Source organism: Gelidibacter japonicus (assembly GCF_010725055.1).
In the GTDB taxonomy this organism is placed as follows: Bacteria; Bacteroidota; Bacteroidia; order Flavobacteriales; family Flavobacteriaceae; genus Gelidibacter; species Gelidibacter japonicus.
The window spans coordinates 15,965-38,549 of record NZ_BJKB01000001.1; the positions used below are offsets into that span (position 1 = coordinate 15,965).

Consider the following 22,585-nt stretch of genomic DNA (forward strand, 5'->3'; position numbering starts at 1 on the left):
TTATGGCAAAAAAAGCTGAACTTTCTGTTGAAGACCGATTAAGAGCGTTGTACGATTTACAACTTATTGATTCAAGAGTTGATGAGATCAGAAATATTAGAGGTGAACTTCCTTTGGAAGTAAGAGATTTAGAAGATGAAGTTGAGGGACTTAATACGAGACTTGAAAAATTAAACGTCGGACTTTCACTGATTGATGATGACATCAAATCAAAAAAGAATTTGATCGAAGAGGCTAAAGCTCTGATCAAAAAATACGCTGAACAGCAAAAGAATGTTAGAAATAACAGAGAGTTCAATTCAATTACCAAAGAAATCGAATATCAAGATTTAGAAATTGAATTGGCAGAAAAGCACATTAAAGAATTTAGAGCCCAAATTGAGCAGAAAAAAGAAATTATTGCTGAAACCAAGGAGCGTTTGAAAGAGCGTCAAACACATTTAAAACACAAAAAAAGTGAGTTAAATGCTATTTTGGCCGAAACTGAAAAAGAAGAAACGGCACTGATCAAAAAGTCACAAGAATATAAAGAAACTATTGATCAACGTTTGGTGAATGCTTATCAAAGAATAAGAGCCAACGTTAAAAACGGACTAGCGGTTGTTGCTATTGAAAGAGGAGCGTCTGGCGGGTCTTTCTTCACCATTCCACCACAAGTACAGGTAGAAATTGCCTCACGTAAAAAAATCATTACGGACGAACACAGTGGACGTATTTTGGTTGATGCAGAATTAGCCGAAGAAGAAAAAGCAAAAATGGAGAAAATGTTTGCTAAATTAGGTTAAACAAACCCTCATAAACAGTTATAAAGCCTTTGCAATTTTGTGAAGGCTTTTTATTTTAACATAACTTTTATATTTACATATTAAGTTTTAAAACGATCGAACGACTACTCACAAAACAAAACGTATGAAATCTCTTATTTTATCCTTATCCCTTATTGTTTTATTCAGCTGTCAAAATAAAGCACAAAATAATCCCAAACAAGAAGCGGTTAAGATGTCAGAGCCTATTGAAGTTCCAATGAAAGATGGAAAAGCAAAAGCTTATTTTGCGAGTGGCTGTTTCTGGTGTGTCGAAAACATTTATGAGCATGTTAAAGGCGTTGAAGAAGTCATCAGTGGCTATTCCGGTGGTCACACCAAAAACCCCACTTACGAATCGAGCAATACTGGTAAAACAGGCCATGCTGAAGCCGTAGAGGTTATATATGACCCAAATGTTGTGAGTTTTGCCACTTTGGTAGATGTTTATTTTGGATCACAGAACCCCACTCAAGTCAATGGTCAAGGTGGCGACCGGGGTTCACAATACCGATCCATCATTTTTTATCAAAATAATGAGCAGAAAGAGATTATTGAAGAGAAAAAATCAGCCTTGGCAAAAAAACTAAATGCAACCATAGCAGCGGAAGTTTATCCATTTCAAAAATTCTGGATTGCAGAAGACTACCATCAAGATTATGAGAAAAAGAATCCTAATAATCCCTATATCCAGAATGTATCCATCCCACGATATGAACGCTTCAAAGCAAAGTTTCCAGAGTTGATCAAAGATTGAAAAACTGCAACCAAACCTGACAGGTTTTTGAAACCTGTCAGGTTTTATCTGTTGATTTTAGTCGCTTTCAATGTAAAAATCAGCGGATAAAGTCTATCTTTAGTAACGTACATTCCCGAATCCGTTTCCACCAAGTCCGGAAGCACGTTGTACGGACTTTCATCATGTTCCTTTAAATACTCAATATGCAATCCTGCTTCGGATAATGCAGAAACCACTTCGCCCAAACCATGGTTCCAACCATATTCCTTGCTTATCATATTCGAATTGGTATTGGCGTAAGTTCCTTTATATTCTTCATAAATAACCTCGTCCAACATATAGCCATATTTCATTTTGGGCTTGCCTTCCAAATAATCAAACATCCAAACCATAGGATGAAATTCTGCCATAAAAAAAGTGCCATCTTTTTTCAAACGTTCTGCTATCATCTGTCCCCAAGGTTTTAAATCGGGCAACCAACCGATCACGCCATAACTGGTGAAAACAATATCAAAAGTATCCGAAACCTTTTCAGAGGTGTCAAGCACATTACAACAAACAAATTGAGCGTTCAGACCTAATTCCTCATTCAATTGTTGCGCTAACGCAATCCCTTCATCACTGATATCAACTCCCACACATTGCGCTCCCATCCTGCTCCAACTCAAGGTGTCCTGTCCAAAATGACATTGCAAATGCAATAAACTTTTCCTATTCACATCGCCAAGAGCCTGCAATTCATAAGGCATTAAAGATGATTTTCCATTCCTGAAAGCGTGCATATCATACATTTTACTTTCAGCATGAACCTTAACCTTGTTGTTCCATGTCGCTTTATTTACTTTAAAATATTGATCATTTCGAGCCATAATTTCTGATTTAGAATCTAAAATTAAAGCTTCTGAAACATTCTTCCGTATCTTTATAAAAAGATTTAAAATGAAAAAAACTCTAATTATTGTCACTGTATTCGTCTTTGTTTTTTCTTGTAAACAAAAAGAAGAAACAAAAACCATCGAAAAAGAATGGTCCACTGCCGAAAAAATAGCGAACGCCAACGGTTTTGAAAACTGGAAGAAGGTATCCGAATTGCAGTTTACGTTCAACGTTGATAGAGATACCACCCATTTTGAACGTTCGTGGACCTGGCATCCGAAAACAGATGAGGTCATGATGGTTTTGGGCAAAGACACTATAGTTTACAATCGTAAATCTGTAGATAGCACCTCCATGAATGCGGACAAGGCCTTTATCAACGATAAGTATTGGCTTTTGGCACCATTTCAATTGGTATGGGACACTTCTGCCAGTATTTCAGACACTTCCGTAGTTGAAGCTCCAATCAGCAAAACGCAACTAAATAAAATAACGATCACTTATTCTGATGACGGTGGATATACGCCTGGTGACGCCTATGATCTATTTTATGATGATGACTTTATGCTTAAAGAATGGATCTATAGAAAAGGGAATTCTAAAGAACCTTCCATGATGACCACTTGGGAAAATTACGAAGATTTCAACGGCATTAAAATTGCAAAAACCCACAAAAGGCCAAATGAGGATTGGACACTTCATTTTACCAATATTAAAGTTGTGAAGTAAAAATCCTGTTAAATCAAGAACTTCGGGGCATTCCCTACTAGTAGTTATAAGCTTTAAAATTAAAGTTGTCGTAATCCAAACTAGTGATATAGGACGTATATAAGATATACCGATAGAGTATTCCGCAGTATGCGTCTATATATATTCAAAGAGCTTCCACCAATTAAAGTTGAAGCTCTTTTTTTTTGGTGAAACTAAATTTTCAAAAGTCTGTCCTGTATTAAATCCTAAACTTTTAATTCTTATTTTTGTGTGAAACCCAAAATAAATTCACCTTGTCAAACCATCAATTAGGATTAGAATATGCCAAACACCAAGATCAAAATGATCTTTTGGCATCTTATAGAAGTCGTTTCCATATTCCAAAGGACAATCAGGGCAAGGAGTTAATTTATATGACTGGAAATTCACTTGGACTCCAACCAAAATCAACGAAAGACTATATCCATCAAGAATTGGAAGACTGGGCCAATTTAGGTGTTGAAGGCCATACCAATGCCAAACATCCTTGGCTTCATTACCACGAATTCTTGACAGAAAATATGGCAAATGTTGTTGGCGCGAAACCCATCGAAGTGGTGGTCATGAATACCCTGACAGCCAACCTCCATTTGATGATGGTCTCCTTTTATAAACCGACTTCAAAACGCTACAAAATTCTGATTGAGGCCGATGCTTTTCCATCAGACAAATACGCTGTGGAATCGCAATTGCGCCATCATGGTTTCGATCCGAAGGACGGATTGGTGCTTTGGAAAGCAAGAAAAGGTGAGGAATTGGTTAATTATGACGATTTAGAAGCTATTTTAGAAGCGCAAGGACACGAAATAGCCTTGGTGATGATTGGCGGTGTCAACTATTATACTGGGCAGTTTTTTGATCTGAAACGCATTACTCAACTTGGACATCAATACGGATGTATGGTCGGTTTCGACTGTGCCCATGGGGCTGGAAATGTCAAATTGGATCTTCACGATTCTGGAGCCGATTTTGCAGTTTGGTGCACCTATAAATATTTGAATTCCGGACCAGGTAGTTTAGGCGGCTGTTTTGTACATGAACGCCATGCGTACAATAAAAACCTCAATCGGTTTGCAGGTTGGTGGAGCCACAATAAAGAAACACGTTTTAAAATGCGCGACGAATTTGACCAACTCCCGGGCGCTGAAGGTTGGCAATTGAGCAATCCTCCGATCTTATCAATGGCAGCAATCAGAGCATCATTAGATATGTTTGCCGAAGTAGGCATGGAAAAACTCACCGAAAAATCAAAACATCTTACAAGCTATTTTGAATTTTTAATCAACGATCTGAATAATAAAGACATCAAAGTCATCACCCCTTCAAATCCTGACGAACGCGGATGCCAACTCTCCATTCAGGTGAAAAATGCCGATAAGACCTTACATCACCAATTAACCAAAGCTGGAATTATCAGTGATTGGCGCGAGCCAGATGTCATACGATGCGCACCTGTACCATTATATAATTCGTATGAGGATGTTTATAAATTGGTGGAGAAGTTAAAAGAAGTACTAACCTAACCTGCAAGGTTTCCATTCCGAAGCATCGGGACTTGTAAGTTTAATAATAAGATTCTCCCTTCGCGGGAAGTAGCATGAATAAACAACAAAATATACTCATTATCGGTGCAGGTCTGTGTGGAAGTTTACTCGCTTTACGCTTGGGACAACGTGGATATAACGTCTCGCTTTACGAGATGCGTCCGGATATACGTACAGCCAATATTAGCGCAGGACGTTCCATCAATTTAGCCCTTTCCGATCGTGGCATTAAGGCTATGAAACTGGCCGGTATTGAAGATAAAGTCCGAGAATTATGCATTCCCATGAATGGCCGCATGTTGCATGACATTGAAGGCAATATGGTCATGGCGCCTTACAGCGGACGAGAACATGAATATATCAACTCCATCTCCCGAGGACTCTTAAACGGGTTGTTGTTGGACGAAGCCGAAAAGCACGACAACGTCAAAATTCATTTTAACAGAAAATGTAAATCAGTCGATTTTGAAAAAACAAAGGCCCTATTCAAAGATTATGAATCGAATACCGAATTTGTAGAGGATGCCGATGTCATAATAGCTACAGATGGCGCTGGCTCAGCCTTACGTAAAAGCTACTTTTTAGGCAAAAAGTTTTTGTTCAGCTTTTCTCAGGAATGGTTGTCACATGGCTATAAAGAATTAAGTTTTCTACCCACAAAAAATGGAGGTTTTAAAACTTATAAAAACGCCTTGCATATTTGGGGGCGCGATAGTTTTATGCTGATTGCCTTACCAAATTTGGATGGCAGTTTTACAGTCACCCTATTTTTAAGTTATGAGGATGGCGAATATAATTTTGGCAATCTAACCACTGAAGAAAAGGTCGTTGAATTTTTCCAAAAATATTTTAAAGACGCTTTGGAGTTAATGCCAAATCTCATTGAAGACTTTTTCACCAATCCCACGTCACCATTAGGAACCGTAAAGTGTTCCCCTTGGCATTATAAAGGCAATACCTTATTGATGGGCGATGCCGCACACGCCATTGTGCCATTTTACGGACAAGGGATGAACGCCTCGTTTGAAGATGTCACCGTATTTGACAAGGTTCTGGATGAAGGTCATCAGGACTGGGAAACCATATTCAAAACTTATGAGAAGAATCGTAAAAGAGACACCGATGCCATTGCAGATTTAGCCATCGACAATTTTCATGAAATGAAAGGCCATGTAAACAATGCTATTTTCAGGGAAAAGCGTAACTTGGAAATGGCATTGGAAAAAACTTTCCCAAATGACTATTCCTCAAAATATTCATTGGTTACCTTTAATGAGGAAATCAGCTATTATGAAGCCATGTTGAGAGGCCGGGCGCAAGACAAGGCAATTCTGAATATGTTGGCAGATAAAGAACTTGACCTCAACGACGATTTAAAAACGAATTTGGAAAAAGTAAAAGCTGCCACAGAAGAAATTTTGGATGAGGATCGGGTAGCGAAGGAGTTTAAACATTAGATAGCAACCTGCAAGGTTTTAAAAACCTTGTAGGTTTAGACCGTAACCTGACAGGTTTTAAAAACCTGTCAGGTTTAATAAAAGACAAATTTATGAGTAAAGATAACAATGAGGTTCCTGCCTTCGCAGGAACTGGAGTAAAACCAAGAGGCACCTATCCGCTCACCAGACGCGCTGGCGATTTTATTTATGCTTCAGGAACCAGTTCCCGTCGTGCCGACAATACCATTGCTGGTGTTGACATTCTTGACAATATGGGTACTAAACATTTAAACGCCGAAGTACAGACCCGTGAGGTCATTAAAAACATTGAAAAAAATCTCGCTAAGGAAGGTGCCACGCTTAAAGACGTGGTGGATGTCACCTCCTTTTTGGTGAACATGAACGATTTTGCGGGCTATAATAAGGCTTACGCAGAATTTTTTGATCAGGAAACCGGACCGACAAGAACCACTGTAGCTGTGCATCAATTGCCGCATCCAGATTTGGTGGTAGAGATTAAGGTCGTAGCATTCCTACGGAAACAGGAATCTCATGATTAAAGATGGTATTTTGAAATAGAAGACTAATCAAACCTCTCAGGTTTTTACTTGTCCGCCAAAGCGTCAGTGTAGGAGGAAAACCTGTGAGGTTTTAGGGCCCCTAAAACACTCGTGATCCCGATAATTATTGAAACGTGACAAAAAAAGAAAAACAATACGAAAATCTTGTCTACCCATCCACTGAACGAGGAGGAACAAGATTTTAGAATCAGACCTTTCAGGTTTCCCAAACCTGAAAGGTCTCAAAAACAATCGTGAATTCGTGGTAAACAAGGCAATACAAGACGAGATTCCTGCCTTCGCAGGAATTAGGAACTACATCAACGGAGAATATATCAATCCAGTCCAAGACAATTGGCTAGACAACTATTGTCCAGCCAATGGGGAAGTATACGGACAGATCCCAAACTCCACTAAGGAAGATGTAGAGAACGCCTATATTGCCGCAAAATCAGCGTTTCTTATTTGGTCACAGACCACTTTGGAAGAGCGCAGTAGAATTCTCGTTAAAATTTCAGAACTATTAGAAAATAATTTACAACGTTTTGCTGAAGCAGAAAGTAAAGATAACGGAAAGCCAATTTCTTTGGCAATACAAGTAGATATCCCAAGAGCGGCCAGTAATTTTCGCTTTTTCGGAAATGCCATTACGCAATTTGCCAGTGAAAGTCACGAAAGTGTCGGCCAAGATGCCATTAACTTTACGTTGCGTCAACCAATCGGTGTAGTTGGCTGTATATCACCTTGGAACCTTCCACTCTATCTGTTTACCTGGAAAATCGCCCCTGCCATAGCCTCCGGTAACTGTGTGGTTGCAAAACCAAGTGAAATCACACCAATGACGGCTTACTTACTTGGCGATATCTGTACAGAGGCCGGCTTACCACGAGGCGTTCTTAATATCGTTCACGGACTGGGCTCAACCGCAGGACAGGCCATTATTGAACATCCAGAAATTAAAGCGATTAGTTTTACTGGAGGTACTGCAACCGGCGCCCATATCGCAAAAATTGCCGCTCCACTTTTCAAAAAGCTATCTTTGGAATTGGGTGGGAAAAATCCAAACATCATTTTTGCTGACTGTGATTATGACGATATGCTTAATACTACGGTACGATCTTCATTTTCCAATCAAGGACAAATTTGTTTGTGCGGGAGCAGGATATTTGTGGAAGCCTCTATTTATGAAAAATTTAAAAAGGATTTTATTGTTAAAGTAAAAGCACTTAAAGTTGGACATCCATCAGAAGCAGAAACCAATATCGGTGCTTTGGTTTCAAAAACACATTTGGAAAAAGTGATGGAGTATATTGAAACTGCCAAAACGGAAAACGGAACCATTCTTTGCGGCGGCAATAAAGTGGTGGTCAAAAATTATGAACATGGTTATTATTTAGAGCCGACGGTTATTGAAGTTGCATCGAATGACTGCCGAGTGAATCAAGAAGAAATTTTCGGTCCTGTAGTGACTATCATGCCTTTTGAAAGTGAAGATGAAGTATTGGAAATGGCCAACAACGTAAAATACGGTTTGTCAGCAACCCTATGGACCAACGATTTAAAGCGTACCATGCGAATGAGCAACCAATTACAAGCTGGAATTATTTGGGTGAACACTTGGATGATGCGCGATTTGCGAACGCCATTTGGAGGCATAAAAGCTTCTGGCGTGGGTCGTGAGGGCGGTTTCGAAGCGCTACGGTTTTTTACGGAAGCAAAGAATGTGTGTATAAAATATTAGAAAAGAGAAAAGAAAAGAGAAAAGAAAAGAGAGAAGAGAAAATAGATAACCATGTCTTTATTCTTTATTCTTTATTCTTTATTCTTTATTCTTTATTCTTTATTCTTTATTCTTTATTCTTTATTCTTTATTCTTTATTCTTTATTCTAATATAAATTAACCTTAAAAAGATCCCTGCCTTCGCAGGGAGTATATTATGGATTTAAAACTAAACAACAAATACGCATTGGTTTGCGGAAGTACAGCGGGAATAGGAAAGGCAACGGCCATATCATTAGCTTCGGAAGGTGCACATGTCACTTTGGTGGCGAGAAATGAGGAAAAACTGAAACAGGTAATTGCTGAACTCCCCAATTCAAAAGATCACAGTTATATTATGGCGGATTTTTCAAACCCTGAAGAACTGCAACACAAGGTTTCTGAGTTTATCAAAACACACCATGGCTTCCATATTTTGGTCAACAATACTGGCGGACCAGCAGCAGGTCCCGTTTTTTCGGCAAAGCTCGACGAATTTGATAAGGCGTTTACCCAACATTTAAAATGCAATCATATTTTGGCGCAAACTGTTGTTCCGTTTATGAAGGATGAAGAATATGGCCGCATCATCAATATCATATCCACATCCGTAAAGCAACCTTTGGATGGGCTTGGCGTGAGCAATACCATTCGTGGTGCCGTTGGCAATTGGAGCAAAACATTAGCCAATGAACTCGGTCAATATGGGATCACCGTCAACAATGTACTTCCAGGAGCAACAGCAACGGATCGACTGACGGAAATAATTAAAGATAAATCAGCTAAAACTGGCCGTAGCGAAGAAGAAGCTGCCAATGCGATGAAAAGTTCAGTCCCTGCAAAACGATTTGCAAGACCAGAAGAGCTGGCTTATGCGGTGACTTTTTTGGCAAGTGAATGCGCCAGTTATATCAATGGCATCAATCTGCCTGTTGATGGCGGACGAACAAAATCATTATAGTAAAGAATGAATTTGTAAATAAGAACCGAAAGGAAGACTTTTTGTTCTGCAGTTTTATACTTAATTTTAAGTGCGAAATCTCGCGTTAAGGATGGAGGTCCCGATAGCTATCTGGATTGGAGCTCCTCTCACTAAAGTATCCGGAGAGAACAACTGCCGACAGCCTGACCTATCCCTCCTGCAAGGTTTCAAAAACCTTGCAGGTATTGAAAATTAACGCAAAAAAAACAGAAACCATGAACTTAGTATCTCCCATAAATTTCAAGGAATGGATTGAAGAAAATCGTCATTTATTAAAACCTCCTGTTGGAAATAAAGTGGTTTGGAAGGACGGCGATTTCATCGTGATGGTGGTTGGTGGCCCTAACAATCGGAAAGATTATCATTACAACGAAACCCCTGAGTTTTTCTATCAGGTGGAAGGGGACATCGTCTTGAAAATCATCGACAACGGCACACCAAAGGATGTACACATCAAGGAAGGTGATATTTATCTGTTACCTCCAAAAGTACCGCACTCCCCGCAACGTGGCGCAAATACCGTCGGTTTGGTCATAGAATACAAGCGCCCAGAAGGGATGCGTGATGCACTGCTGTGGTTTTGTGAAAACTGTACCACGAAATTATATGAAGAAGATTTTACCGTTGAAAATATAGAAACAGATATGCCTAAAATTTTCGATAAATATTACAACGATAAAGACAAAAGAAAATGTCCCAATTGTGGTGAATTGATGGAACCACCCAAAAAGGTACAAATAGATTGACAAAGTTCCTCTTCTTTGTTAAAAGAAACCCCGTTTCATCGACAATAACTGAGATGAAATCAGGGTTTAATTTTCAATTATAAACTACTTTAAAAAACTATACCCATTTTGTTGGGAACTAATCATGACAAAACGTAAACTTCGTATCAATGGCCATTCACATCTCCTGCCTTATCCGGAGGAGATTCCTCAATTCATGAAGGATAAAGAAATTTTTTGGGTGGATAAAGACCGGAAATTTATGCTTCAAAAAGATTGGAGTCGACCAGTAACGGATTCGAGTTTTTTTTTGGATGACAAGTTGCTGTGGATGGAGCGGTTTAACATTGATCATGCGGTTGTTTTAAATCTGTCTCAATTGTACGGCAATGGATTGCGTGTTGAAGAAATGAAACAGGCTTTGCGATTTCAAAACGATTTTAATGCCAAAATACAACGGGAGAACCCGAGCAAATTTACTTGCGGATTTGTTGTCCATCCCGGATTTGTACGTGGTGCCTGTTGGGAAATTGAGCGTTGTGTTGAAGAATTGGGCATGCAATTATTGTGCTTACCCACCCATTATATGGACACTATTGGTACCTGGCGATGTATTTTTGACGAAGAAAATGAGCCCATTTTTGAAATGGCCAATAAATACAATTTAGCCGTTGAAATTCATCCTTATGATGGCGAGAAATTCATCAAATTAGAAAATACCTCCTGGCGATTCCACTTGATTTGGATGTTGGCACAATGTGCTGATGCCTATCACTTTTTAACTCTAAATGGCTATCAAGAAAAATATCCCAATATGCGTACCTGTTTTGCCCATGGGGGACAATTGGCACAAATCAATTTAGGACGAAGGATCCAAGGGTTTGATGGTCGACCAGATTTATTCAAAGGAAAAACCCATCCAAGAAAAGCGGTTGGTCACAAAAATATTTTCTTTGACACCTTGGTACACGACACTGGAGGTTTGCAATTATTGATCAAAAACCAAGGTTCAAAACAAGTCATTATGGGCTTGGATGATCCTTATCCATTGGGAGAAATGGAAAGCGCACAACAATCTTCATATCCTGGAAAAATCTTGGATCTGGCCATAAAGCGCGAAATTATTACGGAAGAAGAGCGTGACGCCATTTGGGAAGACAACGTGATAACATGGTTATGTGGTGAAGATGAGGAGGCCAAGCAAAGACTACTCAATAGAATTTTAGGCTAAATAATGTTTAGCTAGCCAGCATTATCGTGGAAGTTTCCGTAAATCCAATTCGTTAGTTAATTTAAATTGAATGAGGTAATTTAAAAATAAACGACCACAAACCAATTAAAGAGAAAATCATGCATTTTATATCAGATCAATTAGAGAATTATATTGAAAGTCATTCTGAAAACGAACCAGAATTATTACAACAACTTTCCAGGGAAACGCATCAAAAAATATTACAACCACGCATGCTCAGTGGCCATTATCAAGGTCGGGTATTGAGTTTAATATCGAAATTGGTCAATCCCAAATACATATTGGAAATTGGAACCTACACAGGCTATTCTGCTTTATGTTTAGCTGAAGGGCTCCAAAAAGAAGGTGAACTTCATACTATTGACAACAATGAGGAATTGGTAGATTTTCAACGCAGATATTTTAATAAATCAAGTTTTGGAAATCAAATCCATCAGCATTTAGGGAATGCTTTGGACATCATTCCCAAGCTAAAGCCCAATTTTGATATCGTCTTTATAGATGCCGATAAAGTAAACTATAGCAATTACTTTCATCTCATCATGGACAAACTAAATCCTGGAGGTGTCATTCTTTCAGACAATGTTCTTTGGAGTGGAAAAGTGCTTGAACCACTGAAGAAAGATGATCTTTCAACTGAAGCTATAATGGCCTACAATAAACTACTTAAAGACGATGATCGTGTTGAAACCATTCTGCTACCTATTCGTGATGGCTTGACGATAAGTAGAAAAAAGTAAGATGAAAACCAAATTGCACATTTTCAAAGTTGTGGCCGAGCAATTGAGTTTTACAAAGGCCTCTGAGCTTCTTTTTATATCCCAGCCAGCAGTTTCAAAAACCATAAAAAATTTAGAAGAAGCCTATAAAAGCCATTTCTTTATCAGAAGAAGAAATTCGATTGAACTCACTGATGACGGGAAAGCTTTTTTAATTTATGTAAATCGGATTCTGAAGATTTATGACGAAATGAACAATCGGTTTTTGAATTTAAAAACCACCATGCCCGAGCAGATTGAATTTGGAGCAAGCACAACAGTAGCTACGTACATCATTCCGAAAATTATAGCAAAATTCAGAGCACAATACCCTCAAGTCCATTTTGAGATTACGAGTGGCAATTCGGAAGAAATTGAAAGCCTAATTCTTAACGAACATCTCCATTTTGGCATTACCGAAGGAAAACACCACAACCAACAACTTCATTTTAAAAAGTTCATCAAAGATGAAATTGTGCTTGTTACAAACGCACAGAACAAATCCGTTAAAAATAATACCATTGATAAATCCGCCTTACAGCAACTACCGATGGTGGAAAGAGAATTGGGTTCAGGAACCAAGGATGTGATTTATAGTATTTTGAAAAAAAACAACATCCCAAAGCTCAATATCTCCTTGCATCTCAATAGTACAGAGGCTATTAAAAATTATCTCTACCATTCTGACAGTTATGCTTTGCTATCCATCAATGCACTCACCGACGACTTGATGAACAACAAGTTAAAAGTGATTGATATTAAAGACATGAGCATGGAACGTTGGTTTTATTTTGTCTCAAGAACAGGTTTCAACTCCAAAATCATGGATTACTTCGAAAATTTTGTTCGCTCCAATTATAACTATTAGTTATCAAGAACCAAATATTAATTTGCTTATTAGTAATGTCTAAACTATAATTTTGTGTCAACAATTCATACGGCATGAAATTATATTTATCAAAATCCCTTTACATACTCCTTATTTTGATTTTGCTTTCGGGGGTTGTCAATAGTCAAGCAGCACTACTTTTAGGTTTTTTATTTACTCTTATTTTCACTAATCCATTTATAAAGCACAGCCAAAAAGCCATTCATCTTTTGCTAAAGATTGCCGTTGTAGGTTTGGGATTTGGGATGTTTATAAAAGAGACTTTTGAAACCAGCAAAGAAGGCCTTGGCCTAACCTTCTACTCGATTATTTTGACCGTAAGCATAGGGTTAATTCTGACCAAACTATTAAAATTGGATCGTGAGTTGGGGCACCTCATTACTTCAGGCACTTCCATCTGTGGCGGGAGTGCCATTGCCGCTATTTCACCCGTCATCAAAGCGAACGGAAAAACGATCAGCTTGGCTTTGGGAATTGTATTTTTGCTCAACTCCATTGCTCTTTTTGTATTTCCTCCAATTGGCCATTGGTTCAATTTAAACCAAGGTCAATTTGGTTTGTGGTGCGCCATTGCCATACATGACACCAGCTCTGTGGTAGGAGCCGCAATGGGATATGGTGATGAGGCCCTAAGGATTGCAACCACCGTTAAACTATCCAGAACCTTATGGATAGTTCCCTTGTCAATATGTTCTATGTTTCTTTTTAAAACCAAAGGTGAAAAAATTAAAATCCCCTATTTTATTGGTCTGTTTATTTTAGCTATTGGGATCAACAGTTATGGTGTTCTTCCTACTGCTATTACCGGCAACATCGTATTCATTTCCAAACGTTTACTGGTTGTTACTTTGTTTTTGGTAGGGTCAGCAATTTCAATTAAAGATTTAAAGCAGACTGGTTTTAAACCCATTGCGCTCGCGATTTCACTTTGGGTCTTCATATCAGTTTTCTCCCTAATTTATATTTGCTTCTAAAGTTATGTGGCATAACTGAGAAATAAATCACAAATTTCTTAAGTATCGCTTAAAAAAACTTGTATGAAAACGATATTTGTAGTATTATATAATCCACAAGTAAAACGCTCTCCAAAACACATTTTATGAGATTAAAAACCGTTGCGACATCATTATTTCTTTTATTCCTTATTTCCCCATTATTTACCAATTCACTTCAATCCCAAGAGACCAAAGTAGATCGGTCCCTAACTAAGAAGTTAATCGTTGGCGTTGCCGGCAACGAGCCCTTTGTCTTCTCAAAAAACTCTTCAACCAAAGGAATTGCCATAGAAATATGGGAAGATATCGCCAAAGCTAAATCCTGGGATTACAGCTACAAAACCTTTGATACCGTAGAAGATGCCTTATACGCATTAAACAAAGGAGAACTTGATGTCGTTGCTGGTCCAATAAGTATTACCTCACAACGTCTTGAGTATATGCGTTTTTCGCAACCCTTCTATAATTCAAGCTTGGCAATTGTCTCTCGCATTGACGACCTTACGCTTTGGCAAAAACTCGAGCCTCTGTTTAGTATTAAACTAGTATTCGCTATTGGTGTTTTCTTGATTATTTTAGCAATTGTGGGTACTTTGTTGTGGTTAGCTGAGAGAAAAAGATCACCAGAACAATTTCCGTCAAAAATTGCCGACGGTATTGGCACAGGCATGTGGCTTGCTATTGTAACCATGAGTACCACTGGGTATGGAGATAAAGCACCTATTACTTTATGGGGACGGATTATTGCAGGCAGTTGGATGATCATTTCCATTATTTTCGCAACTTCAATGGTCGCCGGTATTGCAAGCACACTCACTTTGTCATCGCTGGGCAGCTCAACATTCTCCAATATCGAACAGTTATCCGGTCGAAAAGTGGCAACAGTTTCTGCTTCCCCTTCAGAGGAATTCCTAAATGAACATCAAGCCAAGATTACAGGTGTGGATAACCTCATCGAGGCGATGTCAAAATTGAAAAACAAAGAGGTGGATGCCGTGGTGTACGACCGGCCACAACTATTATATTATATGAAGAACCATAAAGATGAAGACTTGTTTATTGCCAAAGCGGAATATTTTAAACAAGGTTACGGATTCGCTTTTCCCACAGATTCAAAACTGATTTATGATGTCAATCGGACCTTATTAAAACTTGCAGAAAGTCAAGAAATCATAAATATTGTCCAACATTATTTAGATAAGGACGATTAAAAATAAATCTAAAATGAGAGTCAGTTCTTAACGGTTCAACTAAAACTTATACCTCCAAGAAAAAGATTTCCATTAAGAGAACCAAATATAAGAGGCTAATTATTATCCGAATCGAATCACAACTTGCGTTTCACTGAACCAATAGTCTCTTCCAACTCATCTTTCACCTTTTGTACTTCATCGGTAAAAGTTTTGGTATGCTCAGTAGTATTGATGCCGTTCTTTTCTGCAGTTTTTGTAATCTCAGACTTGAGGTCATTGGTGGCATCTCTAAGCGTACGCATGCCCTTGCCCATACCTCGAGCAATGTCAGGTATTTTATCTGCACCAAAAACCATCACGACTATAAATAGTATGAACATGACCTCAGTGGTGCCTATAAACAAAAATGTAGAATGTAGTATCACAATGCAAATATAGTGAGATGTTTTGAATCCAATAAAAAAGCCGACTGTTAAATTAATCGGCTCTTTGTGTTAAAGTTATTTACTCTTGAACTTTGCTCTTAAAACTATCAAATTGGCTTTGTTCAATCCTTTTAGGCCAAGCGTTGTTTGAGGTATCAATATCTGCAGTGTCATTGTTTGGATCGACGACTATAGAGCTAATCTCTTTTTGGGAAGGGATCGCCTTGCTGACTTGTCGGTCATTCAATCTCCATATTTCTGCGGGATAAGTTTCAGTTTTAGAAGTACCATCCACATAATTATATTGGACAATTATTGGCATGACCAAGCCCCCTGGTTTTTCAAAAATGACATTATAAAAATATTTTGGCGTGATTATATTTTGACGTTCCTCCTTTGTAAAGTTGTCCATGAGATATTCTTGGAGCGTTGGAATATCCTCTGCCTGAATCCCGCTTTTTATCGTTTCCGTAAGTTCATCAGCACCCTCTTCAACCATAAACACCATTGGCGAAAGATTATTGATATCCAAGCCTCTTCGTGCTGCAACATCTTTCATATATTGGTTTGGCTCTGAAGACACATAAAACTTGGTGACCTCTTTAATGCCAATATCTACCCAATCTGTAGTATAAAACCAACCTCTCCAAAACCAATCCAAATCGAAGGCTGAGGCGTCTTCCATGGTTCTGAAAAAATCTTCCGGTGTAGGATGCTTAAACATCCAACGGCGTGCATATTCTTTAAAGGCATAATCAAACAACTCCCGGCCCATAACGGTTTCTCTTAAAATATTGAGTGCCGTGGCAGGTTTGCCGTAGGCGTTATTTCCAAATTGATAGGTGTTCAAGCCTTTGCTCATGATTGGCGCAATATAATCTTGATTGCCTTCCATATAAGGAATGATGTTTTCCGCAGGTCCGCGACGGGATGGAAATTTTTTATCATTTGGCGATAGGGCTTCTGGATAGGCTTCGCCAAAATCCTGTTCGGCAACATATTGAAGAAACGTATTTAGCCCTTCGTCCATCCATGTCCATTGGCGTTCATCACTATTGACAATCATCGGAAAAAAGTTATGTCCAACCTCATGAATGATCACCCCCATCATGCCATATTTAACGCGGTCACTGTAAGTCCCATCCTTTTCGGGACGTCCATAATTCCAGCAAATCATTGGATATTCCATTCCTTGTCGGTCCGCATGCACAGAAATAGCCTTGTGATACGGGTAATCAAAAGTCATCTTTGAATAGGATTTTAAGGTACTTGCCACAACTTTTGTAGACCATTCCTCCCAAAGTGGATTTCCTTCTTTGGGATACAATGACACCGCCATGACCTCTCTATCACCCACTTTCACGGCCATCATATCCCAGATAAATTTACGAGAAGTTGCAAAGGCGAAATCGCGCACATTCTCTGCGTATAATTTCCAAGTTTTCTTCGCTTTTGAAAAGCCCCTCTCTGCTTTTTCGGCTTCTTCCTGGGTCACAATCAAGACAGGCTCATCAAACGATTTCTTGGCTTTTTCATAGCGTTGCAACATCTTTTTCGAAAACACTTCCTTTCGGTTCATCAGTTTGCCTGTGGCATCCAAAATATGGTCGGCAGGCACGGTAATGTTCACTTCATAATTTCCAAAAGGCAAAGCAAATTCATCACGTCCCCAAAACTGCGAGTTCTGCCAACCTTCAACATCGTTATAAACTGCCATTCGGGGATGAAACTGTGCAATGACATAAGCCCTGTTTCCATCTTCAGGAAAGTATTCGTATCCAGAGCGTCCGCCATCCTTAATATGATTATTGATATTGTACCACCATTTAATGCTGAAAGAAAACTTCTCCCCTGATTTTAAAGGTTGTGGAAGTTCCACACGCATCATAGTCTGATTGATGGTGTATGGCAAGGGTTTTCCGCTTACATCTTTTACTTCTAAAATATTAAATCCGCCATCAAACTCTTGAGTTAAATAATCGGAGGCAAACTGGGAGGTTGATGTTGCTTTTGCTACACCCCTACTCTCAATTAAAGGTGACTTGGAATCTTTTGCGCGCATATTCTGGTCGAGTTGCAACCAAAGGTAAGTCAACACGTCTGGAGAATTGTTGGTATAGGTTATGACCTCATCGCCAGAAATTTTGGCGTTCAGATCATCCAATTCGATGTTCATCTTATAGTCGGCCTGCTGTTGATAATAAGCAACACCAGGGGCACCAGAAGCCGATCGATACATATTGGGCGTTGAAAATTCATTGTACAACTGTCTGAATTTATTGGTATTGACATGGCCAGGTTTACGGTCCGGCTTCGTGTCAATCTGTGCATAGGTACTCACTGAGGTAAACAGCAACGCGAGGCATAATAGTTTGAATATTTTCATTGGAAACAGATAATTAATAGTTCAAGAGGTTAGTACTAATTCAATCGGGTGAATCAACAAGAGAAAATTAAAATTTCAAAAGCACATTGTCCGACTGATTGATCAAAATAACACTCTTATTTTGATCATTTATTTTAAGTTTTACAATATTCTGCTGGTCATCAAAACTTTCAAACAACACTTTATTTGAAATTTGAAAACTCTTGATTTCCTTGACATCCGTAATTTCTAAATAGCAAAATACAATATCATTGTCATATTCTCTTCCGACATATTTGAAAGCAACGATTTTATCATTGATCTGGATGGAAATTTTATCTTTTAAGTAGCGTTCCAAATAGAATTCTACTTCCTCGGCTTCATTTTCCGGAGCAAAAGTCAGGTGTTTGCTATAGCGTTGGCGCAAAGCGTTCTCCAAATCGTCAATGAAAATTCTGGTGATTATCTGTACGGACTTTTTCTCGTTCACATACGCAACTTCAGTAACGCTCACATAAAACTTATGCGCATTTACTGAAAGCAACAGCGGAAAAACAAGAACTAAAACAAAAATTTTAATGATGTTCATAGTGAATTTGAACTGCAAAAATACAGTTTTGTCAATTGCAAAAAACAATCAAAAAGATATTTTTACTCTTTTTGTGTTTGAAGAATGGTTTTAAAAGTTTCCAATTTAGCCTTCAAGAATTCGAAAGTCGCCATGTCATTCTTTAGTTTACAGTACTTTTCAAACGCGGGATCATCTTGGCAATAGTAGAAAAACTCTGCTTTAGCGCCATCTTCCAAGTTGGAATTGATAAATAAATCATCAGAAAAATCAGATTTCATTTTTTCGAGACAACCATCCAATTTCTCAAATTTCACGTGCGCCTTAAGTCGTTTTGTACGTCCGGTGATGGCATTAATAATTGGAAAAAGTGGTATTAAACCACCTCCTGAGGTCGCTTCATACAGGCGCCTTTCTGTTTGGGTCTTTAATTTCCCCGTATAACCTGGAATGCCCAAGTCATAAAAATCGAGGTCACGTTCAAGTTCAGCATTCGTAATATCTGAATACAAATCGCCCGTAAGTATCCTGCCTACCACGACCTCATCCAAAACATTGACCAACTCCTCCAAATGCACGGTAAATTCCTTAGATGCGATAATGAATTTGGTAACGACAATTTCCTTGGGCTGATAGGAAATTCCAGAAAAAAGAATAGTATCGTTTAATTTTGCCTGGATAACAAATTCGCCACTGCTATTGGAAATTGTAAATCTGCTCGCCGTTTTGTTGATAATATGGATGCCATCCACTTCGTGAGGTGCACTAATTGTTCCGATGATATAATCAGATTGTCCGTAGACGTTCATCACACCGTACAATACGACCAAACTAAAAATTAAGCCATTTCTCACTTTTCGGATTTAAGTTGGAGATTGGATTTAAAACTTATCAGTTTTTCTTTCAGAAACTCAAGCATTTTAAAATCGTCGTTAATGGTACAAAGCGTGTCAAATTTAGAATCATCGGCACAGAAATAGAAAAACTCATTTCTATGTGTTTTTTCCAAAAAATGTGCCTTAAACAGGATTTCTGAAAGATTGGATCTGGCTATACTTAAGCATTTGTCTTTAGTTTCGAGATACACCCTATGCTCTAGCTTTTTGGTTCTTCCGCTTAATCTGTTCAATATTTTATTGACATTTACGGCGGCTGAAAGGCCATAGAAATAAAAATACTTTCCGTGGTCAGCATCGTACAACCTACGTTCATTTTGTGTTTTGGGCTTGCCAACATAGCCGGGAATTCCCAAGTCAAAAAAATTAATTTCACGCTCCACTCCTGAATTGAGTAGATCTGAACTCAAATCGCCGGTCAATATTTTACCCACAACAACTTCATCCAAAGCATTTATTTTTTCAGTAAGGTAAACAGTCATTGCTTTTGAATTGATCATATCTTGACCCACAACTACTTTTTTTAACAGATACGAAACTCCTGAAAATGCTAAGGTATCATTCAGTTTTGCGGGGATGGAAAATTCGCCTCTGCTGTTCGTAATGGTAAAAGTATTCGAGGTGTTATTTAAAACATGAATGCCATCCACATCGTCATTAGCTACGACCTGGCCTTTGACATCGACCGTTTGTCCCATCATAAGGTGAAATCCAACAACTAAGAAAAAAGGAACAATGTAGTTACTTTTTACCACCTTCTTTGGCTAAGAATTCTTTACTTTTAACACTGATAAATTCTAAAAACTGAAACTCATTTCCTGAATTCAAAAGTGAATCATCAACATCCTGGGCTTCAACATAACTGATAAAATCACCAACCTTGTCCTCAGGGATATTAAAATTCTCAACTAAGAACTTCGTGCTGTATAGATTTGCAAAATCATCATATGAAATTGTAGATGCCATGTCTTTACTGTCTCTCTTCTTCTTGGATTTAAAAATTGGTCTTAAGAATAAATCAACAATCCCGATGGCATCAAATCCATATTGTATATTATTTCCAGTTCCGGGCATGGCAACGTTGACCACCTTTGATTTATAGTCATCAGGAAAGTCATACTCATTCATATTTGCCAAACCGAAATAGATGGCATCCAAATCGGGATTAAAAGTTTTGACACTTTCGATATCTACCAGTAGATTTCCGGAGAGATCATAAGGCAAAATGACCACTTCATCCAGTTTATTGATTTTCTCTACCAAAAACACGGTCATTTTCTTTGTCTTAATGATGTTTTCATCAATGGTCACGGTAAATTCTTGAAATTGCAAAGCTCTAAACTCAATAATATCATTTAATGCAACACTAACCGTAAACAATCCATTTTCGTCAGTGAGCACACCTTTTTTAGCGGATGTATTATAGACTGTGATCCCTTCTAAATCATCACTGTTCACCACAATTTTTCCTGAAACCTCCACGCGTTGTATATTTTGCGCAGTCAATAAGAAGAAAGGTGTAATGAGAAATAGATAAAGTAAAGCTGTTTTCATAAGATGGAATATTAGTTAGGCTGATAAAGAACGTATGAACTCTCTTAATTAAATTCTAAAGCCTGATTAAACTTTTGTTAAATTGGTAGATTACTTAAATTTACAACAAAATATTTGAGAATACAGCTATTGCGAACAAATTTCAGGAGGTTTCCTACAACAAACCACCTAGTAAATCCATAAGACGAAATACCTATCTATGAAACAGATGATTATTGCCAGTACCTCAACCATACATGGAAGCGGTTATTTAAACTATCTTTTAGAGGAATTGACTTTCTTTTTCAAAGATGTCGATACAATTTTATTTATCCCGTACGCACGACCAGGGGGCATAAGTCATGACGCATACACAAAAAAGGCCCAAGAAGCATTTTCAGAAATAGGAAAAAAAGTGAAAGGTATCCACGAGTTTACCAATCCTAAAGAAGCTTTAAATACCGCACAAGGCATTTTTGTTGGGGGTGGCAATACCTTTGTGTTGGTCAATCAGCTTTATAAAAACAATTTGATCAGCACGCTGCAAGAAGTGATTTTTAAAGGAACACCTTATTTGGGCACAAGTGCAGGCAGTAATATTTGCGGACTCACTATTAATACGACCAATGACATGCCGATTGTGTACCCACCAAGTTTTAAGACCTTGGCCCTAGTACCTTTTAATATCAATCCGCATTATTTAGATCCTGATCCCAGCAGCAAACACATGGGCGAAACGAGAGAAACACGGATTCAAGAGTTTCATGCTTTTAATTCACAGCCCGTTGTCGGACTTAGAGAAGGCAGTTGGCTTAAAGTGAACGGTGAGAATATTGTATTGAAAGGCGAATTGGATGCGCGTATTTTTGAATATAATAAGGCGCCTTATGAAGTGGAAACAGGCACGGATTTGAGTGGGCTGAAGTAGTTCTGTCGACAGCCTAATTCGCAGTATCAGTGTCATTATCAATAGTTTAGAGCAAAGTTAATTCGTGATTCTGATAGCTATCGGAACGTGTCTAAAAAAAAATCCGTAACTGCTTGCTAAAGTTTTTTCAAAAAATGATAGCCCAAAATCTCAAAGCCTTCATTCATATAAAACTTATGCGATGGATGATTTTGCACATAAGTATTCAGTTCTATTGATTGGTAACCCTTTTGGGCCACATAATCATAGATACATTTCATAAACTGCTTGCCCAAACCTTTCTTTCTATAAGCATCATCAATAATCACATGGTCCAATTCTACACTTCTCCCCGAATAATGACGGGTACAAAACCACATGCCGGCAATCCCGATAAGCTTATCGCCATCATGAAGAGCAGCACACTCATAGTTTTGAGTGACCATTTCAGCAAAACGCTGCTTGAGCACCGCTTCGGAAATTTTATGATTGTTCAATTTTAGCATCAATGGAATGATCGTATTGATCTGAGAAGGGTCAAGTATTTTGAACGATATGGGCATACTATAATTTTTAAGTAAAAATAAATAAATTACTTCAAAACTAAATTGGTTAAGTTTGATTGAT

General features: G+C 38.3%; 23 protein-coding genes. 15 read left to right on the top strand and 8 right to left on the bottom strand.

All coding sequences use genetic code 11. The features are described 5' to 3' along the window. Positions 1 to 2 precede the first annotated feature (2 nt). Complete coding sequence (locus G6N06_RS00080; protein ID WP_163514017.1) at positions 3 to 785, top strand: zinc ribbon domain-containing protein; 783 nt, start codon at positions 3 to 5, stop codon at positions 783 to 785. A gap of 124 nt (positions 786 to 909) precedes the next feature. Next, positions 910 to 1,560, top strand: a complete 651-nt coding sequence (msrA, locus tag G6N06_RS00085; protein WP_163514018.1) for a peptide-methionine (S)-S-oxide reductase MsrA — start codon at positions 910 to 912, stop codon at positions 1,558 to 1,560. Between the two features lie 44 nt (positions 1,561 to 1,604). Here the strand turns inward: msrA and G6N06_RS00090 are convergent, their stop codons facing one another. Continuing rightward, the gene (locus G6N06_RS00090) at positions 1,605 to 2,411 is read right to left on the bottom strand and encodes a class I SAM-dependent methyltransferase (RefSeq protein ID WP_163514019.1); all 807 of its coding nucleotides are present in this window, start codon (positions 2,409 to 2,411) and stop codon (positions 1,605 to 1,607) included. 70 nt (positions 2,412 to 2,481) lie between these two features. Between G6N06_RS00090 and G6N06_RS00095 the strand changes: the two genes are divergently transcribed. From G6N06_RS00095 to G6N06_RS00150, 12 genes are all read left to right on the top strand, one after another. After that, positions 2,482 to 3,147, top strand: a complete 666-nt coding sequence (locus G6N06_RS00095; RefSeq protein ID WP_163514020.1) for a hypothetical protein — start codon at positions 2,482 to 2,484, stop codon at positions 3,145 to 3,147. 275 nt (positions 3,148 to 3,422) lie between these two features. Further along, positions 3,423 to 4,691, top strand: coding sequence for a kynureninase (kynU, locus tag G6N06_RS00100; RefSeq protein WP_163514021.1), 1,269 nt, complete (start codon positions 3,423 to 3,425; stop codon positions 4,689 to 4,691). A 74-nt stretch (positions 4,692 to 4,765) separates the two neighbouring features. Then, complete coding sequence (locus G6N06_RS00105; RefSeq protein ID WP_163514022.1) at positions 4,766 to 6,169, top strand: FAD-dependent oxidoreductase; 1,404 nt, start codon at positions 4,766 to 4,768, stop codon at positions 6,167 to 6,169. 92 nt (positions 6,170 to 6,261) lie between these two features. Further along, positions 6,262 to 6,711 (top strand): RidA family protein, encoded by a 450-nt coding sequence (locus tag G6N06_RS00110; RefSeq protein ID WP_163514023.1) that lies wholly within the window; start codon positions 6,262 to 6,264, stop codon positions 6,709 to 6,711. A 262-nt stretch (positions 6,712 to 6,973) separates the two neighbouring features. Beyond that, a complete protein-coding gene (locus tag G6N06_RS00115; RefSeq protein ID WP_240337918.1) occupies positions 6,974 to 8,452 on the top strand; it encodes an aldehyde dehydrogenase in 1,479 nt (492 codons plus the stop codon). Positions 8,453 to 8,648: 196 nt separating this feature from the next. Further along, the gene (locus G6N06_RS00120; RefSeq protein WP_163514024.1) at positions 8,649 to 9,431 is read left to right on the top strand and encodes an SDR family oxidoreductase; all 783 of its coding nucleotides are present in this window, start codon (positions 8,649 to 8,651) and stop codon (positions 9,429 to 9,431) included. Positions 9,432 to 9,667: 236 nt separating this feature from the next. Further along, positions 9,668 to 10,198 carry a 3-hydroxyanthranilate 3,4-dioxygenase gene (locus tag G6N06_RS00125; RefSeq protein WP_163514025.1) on the top strand — a complete coding sequence of 177 codons (531 nt, stop codon included), beginning with the start codon at positions 9,668 to 9,670 and terminating at the stop codon, positions 10,196 to 10,198. Positions 10,199 to 10,322: 124 nt separating this feature from the next. Beyond that, entirely contained in the window at positions 10,323 to 11,408 is a 1,086-nt protein-coding gene (locus G6N06_RS00130; protein ID WP_163514026.1) for an amidohydrolase family protein, read from the top strand. Positions 11,409 to 11,527: 119 nt separating this feature from the next. Then, positions 11,528 to 12,169 carry an O-methyltransferase gene (locus tag G6N06_RS00135; protein ID WP_163514027.1) on the top strand — a complete coding sequence of 214 codons (642 nt, stop codon included), beginning with the start codon at positions 11,528 to 11,530 and terminating at the stop codon, positions 12,167 to 12,169. 1 nt (position 12,170) lies between these two features. Beyond that, the gene (locus tag G6N06_RS00140) at positions 12,171 to 13,055 is read left to right on the top strand and encodes a LysR substrate-binding domain-containing protein (RefSeq protein ID WP_163514028.1); all 885 of its coding nucleotides are present in this window, start codon (positions 12,171 to 12,173) and stop codon (positions 13,053 to 13,055) included. Between the two features lie 74 nt (positions 13,056 to 13,129). Next, the gene (locus G6N06_RS00145) at positions 13,130 to 14,050 is read left to right on the top strand and encodes a YeiH family protein (protein ID WP_163514029.1); all 921 of its coding nucleotides are present in this window, start codon (positions 13,130 to 13,132) and stop codon (positions 14,048 to 14,050) included. 125 nt (positions 14,051 to 14,175) lie between these two features. Further along, a complete protein-coding gene (locus G6N06_RS00150) occupies positions 14,176 to 15,282 on the top strand; it encodes a transporter substrate-binding domain-containing protein (RefSeq protein ID WP_163514030.1) in 1,107 nt (368 codons plus the stop codon). A 116-nt stretch (positions 15,283 to 15,398) separates the two neighbouring features. Here G6N06_RS00150 and G6N06_RS00155 read toward each other — a convergent pair whose 3' ends face one another. The 6 genes from G6N06_RS00155 to G6N06_RS00180 form a co-directional block, all read right to left on the bottom strand. Beyond that, positions 15,399 to 15,689 (bottom strand): Sec-independent protein translocase subunit TatA/TatB, encoded by a 291-nt coding sequence (locus tag G6N06_RS00155; RefSeq protein WP_163514031.1) that lies wholly within the window; start codon positions 15,687 to 15,689, stop codon positions 15,399 to 15,401. Between the two features lie 79 nt (positions 15,690 to 15,768). Beyond that, entirely contained in the window at positions 15,769 to 18,075 is a 2,307-nt protein-coding gene (locus G6N06_RS00160; protein WP_163514032.1) for a M1 family metallopeptidase, read from the bottom strand. A gap of 67 nt (positions 18,076 to 18,142) precedes the next feature. Next, positions 18,143 to 18,643 (bottom strand): DUF6702 family protein, encoded by a 501-nt coding sequence (locus G6N06_RS00165; protein ID WP_163514033.1) that lies wholly within the window; start codon positions 18,641 to 18,643, stop codon positions 18,143 to 18,145. Positions 18,644 to 18,705: 62 nt separating this feature from the next. Next, the gene (locus G6N06_RS00170) at positions 18,706 to 19,476 is read right to left on the bottom strand and encodes a hypothetical protein (RefSeq protein ID WP_163514034.1); all 771 of its coding nucleotides are present in this window, start codon (positions 19,474 to 19,476) and stop codon (positions 18,706 to 18,708) included. Next, complete coding sequence (locus tag G6N06_RS00175) at positions 19,473 to 20,219, bottom strand: carboxypeptidase-like regulatory domain-containing protein (RefSeq protein ID WP_163514035.1); 747 nt, start codon at positions 20,217 to 20,219, stop codon at positions 19,473 to 19,475. The genes G6N06_RS00170 and G6N06_RS00175 overlap by 4 nt, the downstream gene beginning before the upstream one ends. Before the next feature lie 40 nt (positions 20,220 to 20,259). Beyond that, complete coding sequence (locus G6N06_RS00180) at positions 20,260 to 21,072, bottom strand: BamP family beta-assembly machinery protein (protein ID WP_163514036.1); 813 nt, start codon at positions 21,070 to 21,072, stop codon at positions 20,260 to 20,262. 199 nt (positions 21,073 to 21,271) lie between these two features. Between G6N06_RS00180 and pepE the strand changes: the two genes are divergently transcribed. Then, positions 21,272 to 21,979, top strand: a complete 708-nt coding sequence (pepE, locus tag G6N06_RS00185; RefSeq protein WP_163514037.1) for a dipeptidase PepE — start codon at positions 21,272 to 21,274, stop codon at positions 21,977 to 21,979. A 116-nt stretch (positions 21,980 to 22,095) separates the two neighbouring features. Here the strand turns inward: pepE and G6N06_RS00190 are convergent, their stop codons facing one another. Next, positions 22,096 to 22,521 carry a GNAT family N-acetyltransferase gene (locus G6N06_RS00190; protein WP_163514038.1) on the bottom strand — a complete coding sequence of 142 codons (426 nt, stop codon included), beginning with the start codon at positions 22,519 to 22,521 and terminating at the stop codon, positions 22,096 to 22,098. Positions 22,522 to 22,585 lie beyond the last annotated feature (64 nt).

Bases quoted from the DNA above. Each gene is read 5' to 3' on its own strand.
- G6N06_RS00140 (WP_163514028.1), top strand. From the start codon at position 12,171: ATGAAAACCAAATTGCACATTTTCAAAGTTGTGGCCGAGCAATTGAGT.
- G6N06_RS00160 (WP_163514032.1), bottom strand. From the start codon at position 18,075: ATGAAAATATTCAAACTATTATGCCTCGCGTTGCTGTTTACCTCAGTG.
- G6N06_RS00125 (WP_163514025.1), top strand. From the start codon at position 9,668: ATGAACTTAGTATCTCCCATAAATTTCAAGGAATGGATTGAAGAAAAT.
- G6N06_RS00090 (WP_163514019.1), bottom strand. From the start codon at position 2,411: ATGGCTCGAAATGATCAATATTTTAAAGTAAATAAAGCGACATGGAAC.
- msrA (WP_163514018.1), top strand. From the start codon at position 910: ATGAAATCTCTTATTTTATCCTTATCCCTTATTGTTTTATTCAGCTGT.
- G6N06_RS00110 (WP_163514023.1), top strand. From the start codon at position 6,262: ATGAGTAAAGATAACAATGAGGTTCCTGCCTTCGCAGGAACTGGAGTA.
- G6N06_RS00120 (WP_163514024.1), top strand. From the start codon at position 8,649: ATGGATTTAAAACTAAACAACAAATACGCATTGGTTTGCGGAAGTACA.
- G6N06_RS00180 (WP_163514036.1), bottom strand. From the start codon at position 21,072: ATGAAAACAGCTTTACTTTATCTATTTCTCATTACACCTTTCTTCTTA.
- G6N06_RS00130 (WP_163514026.1), top strand. From the start codon at position 10,323: ATGACAAAACGTAAACTTCGTATCAATGGCCATTCACATCTCCTGCCT.
- G6N06_RS00095 (WP_163514020.1), top strand. From the start codon at position 2,482: ATGAAAAAAACTCTAATTATTGTCACTGTATTCGTCTTTGTTTTTTCT.
- pepE (WP_163514037.1), top strand. From the start codon at position 21,272: ATGAAACAGATGATTATTGCCAGTACCTCAACCATACATGGAAGCGGT.
- G6N06_RS00105 (WP_163514022.1), top strand. From the start codon at position 4,766: ATGAATAAACAACAAAATATACTCATTATCGGTGCAGGTCTGTGTGGA.
- G6N06_RS00150 (WP_163514030.1), top strand. From the start codon at position 14,176: ATGAGATTAAAAACCGTTGCGACATCATTATTTCTTTTATTCCTTATT.
- G6N06_RS00165 (WP_163514033.1), bottom strand. From the start codon at position 18,643: ATGAACATCATTAAAATTTTTGTTTTAGTTCTTGTTTTTCCGCTGTTG.
- G6N06_RS00080 (WP_163514017.1), top strand. From the start codon at position 3: ATGGCAAAAAAAGCTGAACTTTCTGTTGAAGACCGATTAAGAGCGTTG.
- G6N06_RS00135 (WP_163514027.1), top strand. From the start codon at position 11,528: ATGCATTTTATATCAGATCAATTAGAGAATTATATTGAAAGTCATTCT.
- G6N06_RS00175 (WP_163514035.1), bottom strand. From the start codon at position 20,219: ATGATGGGACAAACGGTCGATGTCAAAGGCCAGGTCGTAGCTAATGAC.
- G6N06_RS00145 (WP_163514029.1), top strand. From the start codon at position 13,130: ATGAAATTATATTTATCAAAATCCCTTTACATACTCCTTATTTTGATT.
- G6N06_RS00190 (WP_163514038.1), bottom strand. From the start codon at position 22,521: ATGCCCATATCGTTCAAAATACTTGACCCTTCTCAGATCAATACGATC.